Source organism: Yersinia sp. Marseille-Q5920, from assembly GCF_946902935.1.
GTDB classification, from domain to species: Bacteria; Pseudomonadota; Gammaproteobacteria; order Enterobacterales; family Enterobacteriaceae; genus Yersinia; species Yersinia rochesterensis.
Genome location: NZ_CAMPQA010000025.1, coordinates 1 through 3615 on the forward strand (window position 1 = coordinate 1; position 3615 = coordinate 3615).

Genomic DNA, 3615 nt, shown 5'->3' on the forward strand with positions numbered 1-3615 from the left:
GACCGTATGCGGGTGACACCTACGGCCTGCACCTGCCGCTGCTGGCGGGCACCGAAGTGGCGATTGCGTTTGAGGATGGCAACCCGGACCGGCCGTATATTGCCTCTGTGTTGCACGACTCGGCGCATGGCGACCATGTCACCATCAGCAACTACAAACGCAACGTACTGCGCACTCCGTCGAATAACAAACTGCGCCTTGAAGATGAACGGGGTAAAGAGCACATCAAGCTCAGCACCGAATACGGCGGCAAAAGCCAACTGAATCTGGGGCATTTGGTCGATAACGAGAAACAGCCTCGGGGTGAAGGTTTTGAGCTGCGTACCGACAGTTTTGGTGCATTGCGTGCAGAAAAGGGCCTCTTTATCAGTGCCGACGGTCAGGCCAAAGCTCAGGGGCAGGTGCTGGAGATGGACGCGGTTATCAGTGAAATGACCTCGCTACAGGAGATGGCACAATCTCTGTCAGATGATGCGCAGACAGCGACGGCGAATCCCGCAGATATATCGGCACAGATATCACTGATAAATGAGAGGGTAAAGGATCTAACCGCATCAGTCTTATTAATGCATGCCCCCAAAGGCATTGCCCTGAGCAGTGGTGAGCATTTGCAAATATCTGCCAGCGAAAACCTGATAGCCACTGCCGGTAAGAACAGCGACATCAGCGTAATAAAGAACTTATTTATTGGTGTGGGAAATACCTTAAGTATCTTCGTCAGAAAACTGGGGATGAAGCTGATAGCCAATCAGGGACCGATAACAGTTCAGGCGCAAAATGATCTGATGGAGTTATTGGCGCGCAAAGCGATAACGATCACCAGTACCGAGGATGAGATAAAAATCACCGCCAAGAAGAGGATTACGCTGAATGCGGGAGGCAGTTATATCACGCTGGATGAGAATCGGATTGAGTCAGGCACTGCCGGAGAATATCTGACCAAGGCAGGGCATTACGGGCGACAGGAAAAAGCGAAGCAGGTAGTGGCAATGCCAGAATTTCAGCTGATTCCCGGTGGGAAGCATAATCTACAATTTCTATTTACCGATGATGATAATGTACCTTATTCAAATACACCGTATATTGCTTATCTTGTCGATGGAAGAGAAATTAAAGGAGTGACAGATGCAAAAGGTAATACGGAAAGATTTGTTACCGATGATGAGCAAAATATAAAAATAAATTTACAGGTATAGTGTTCTTAAGATGTAAAAATGCATTTTTTGAGCGTTTCTAAAAACCACTTGATCTTTTTAATTTTCAACTTAAATTGATAGTGAATTAAGTGTAATTATTGTTTTTGTGGAGGCTAGATGCCGGTTCATGTTGTTCAGACTAAAATAAAATCTAATGTATCATATGATGAGCTTTCTTATAGTTTCTCGCTATATAAGGATGTTTATGGAAAACGAATTTATGTTTTACCTGATACCGGTATAAAACCATTAGCAGCAGATTATAGAACACAAGAACATAAAACTATTGATATAACAGAAGAACAGTCCACAGTTTATATTATGGAGGTCATGCTTTACCGTAAAACGAAAACCGGTGATAAACCTGCGTTACTAAGGCCTGCAACATCGATTTATTCATTTGGTAAATTTAATGGTGATAATTCCTCCCGTGGAAATGTTTGTTATTATGAAACATTAAAATCAACTAAAGAACAGCGGGAAGGGGACGGCAATGTTGCCCACCATCTTATTACCCGTAAAAAAGATAGTGTGTTTGAGTCACCTCAGCATCCTAAAACTGACGAAGTAAACAATCCATTTAAAAAAAGTGATATAGAGGCGGCCTTGAATCAGAGAAAATATGGGTCATCTAATAGGGCGATAGGTAATTTTTATCCCAATCAAAAAAGAACAATGTTATGTGGCCCTGCTGCTTTCACTTATTGTTTGATGATGGATAGATTTGATTTATATCAACAGGCAATATGGGATTTATGGGAAACTGGTAAAACAAGAATTGGCTCATTAGTTATTACAGCTTCCGATGAAGTTAAGAAACCGGTGGATTTGTTTGGACTTGATTATAATGGCATAGAAGAAATTAAAATACCTGCTATTGATTGGATTTTTATGGCTAGTTTAAGAGACTCCTCAAATAATATTATGAATTACAATAAGGTTAGTGATGCAGCATCTGCAATTACAATGTGGGGTGTGATGAGAGAATGGTTTTCCGCTGTTGGTGCAAAAAATACTTTTAGTAACATTAGCCTCTCTCATAGTAATTTAACAGATATTTCTGCTCTTAATGATTTTGTAGACACGGTCAATTATTCTACACATATCGTTGCACTGGTAAGTGCAAAGATGATGGGGGGAGCTGATACTTCATTTAAAGACCATTGGGTAGTATGGGAAAGTGGTTTAGAGACAACAAAAATTACACAAACTGATGCTGAAAAATTACCAAGTGCTCTTGTTTCGAAAAAGACTAGTGTTAATGAAAATGTAATGCTAAAACTATTTACATGGGGTGAAGTGCGAACAAATAGACTTAATAAAGATCTAACATTAGATGGTTTTTTAAATTGTTCATTTGGAGGGCTGGTATTTACAAAAATACCATAAATTATTATGGATAAATTTTTAAGAATATTTTCAATACTTGTATTTGCGATTTTTTTGGGTGGTTGTGGAATGATGCTTAATCCTCTTCTTATGAAGCAGGCCGAAGTTGAACCACCTAACTTACCTGAAGGTAAATTAGGGCAACCCTACTATGCTAAACTTAAAATAACGGGTGGTAGCGGTGCTATTGCTTCTTTTAAGGGGGATTCCATACCAGTTAAGTCAGGGTTGGTATTAACGTTGGATGATCCTGAACAGCCGCCAGGTAGAGATGATCTGATTATAAAAGGGATTCCTTTAGTCTCTGGTGAAATTATATTTAGAGTGAGTGGGTCATTATTTGGTAGCGCGGATAAAGGTTACTTTGGTAAAGAATATAAAATAAAAATAGTCGAGTAATATGAGTGTTGATTTTAACGGTGTATTAAGTGACTTTTTTTCTTTAGCATTCGATATAGGTGTGTAAAGCGTAATTATTAACTAAATTAAATGCTAAATACCATTATTTAATTAATGCCTGATAAACATTATATTTCCCATGATTGGTGATTGGTGATTGGTGATTGGTGTGTCTCGAGTTTTTCTAAAGGCCGGAGGCTAAGTATTAATAGTGACGAATGTCAGAGGCGGTTAGGGATTGTAGGGATTGGTAATAAGATTAATATCTAAATTGAAAAGTATATTATTTAAAGATAAATCAGCAGGTATCTACAATACAGGCGAATAAAAATGAATATCTCTCTCCCTGCTATTCGGTTTGACCATAGCCACCACAAACTGGTGGTCCGCGACAGCACGGCTCCCGTCGATGTGTTGGGTTTTGAAGGCCGCGAAAGCTTAAGTCAGCCGTTCTGTTACGACATTCAATTTACCAGCGCAGACAAGGCGATTGACCCGGCCACCATGCTGATGCAGGACGCGTCACTGACATTGGCGGCCCCGGTGGCCGAAGCCTTTGGCGTGACGGTTCAGCAGACCCAGCGGGTGATCCACGGCGTGGTGACCGGATTTAAACGCCTGTCTGCTTCAA

General features: G+C 40.7%; 4 protein-coding genes. All 4 read left to right on the forward strand.

The genetic code is table 11. The annotated features are described in order from the left end of the window. On the forward strand, positions 1–1196 hold a 1196-nt coding region (locus OVO64_RS20330), incomplete at its 5' end, for a DUF2345 domain-containing protein (RefSeq protein WP_267248994.1). A 117-nt stretch (positions 1197–1313) separates the two neighbouring features. After that, the gene (locus OVO64_RS20335) at positions 1314–2585 is read left to right on the forward strand and encodes a hypothetical protein (protein ID WP_050292485.1); all 1272 of its coding nucleotides are present in this window, start codon (positions 1314–1316) and stop codon (positions 2583–2585) included. Positions 2586–2588: 3 nt separating this feature from the next. Further along, on the forward strand, positions 2589–2984 hold the full coding sequence (locus tag OVO64_RS20340; RefSeq protein WP_099462353.1) for a hypothetical protein: 396 nt from the start codon (positions 2589–2591) through the stop codon (positions 2982–2984). Between the two features lie 330 nt (positions 2985–3314). Then, the coding region (locus OVO64_RS20345) for a contractile injection system protein, VgrG/Pvc8 family (protein WP_267248995.1) at positions 3315–3615 on the forward strand (301 nt) is incomplete at its 3' end.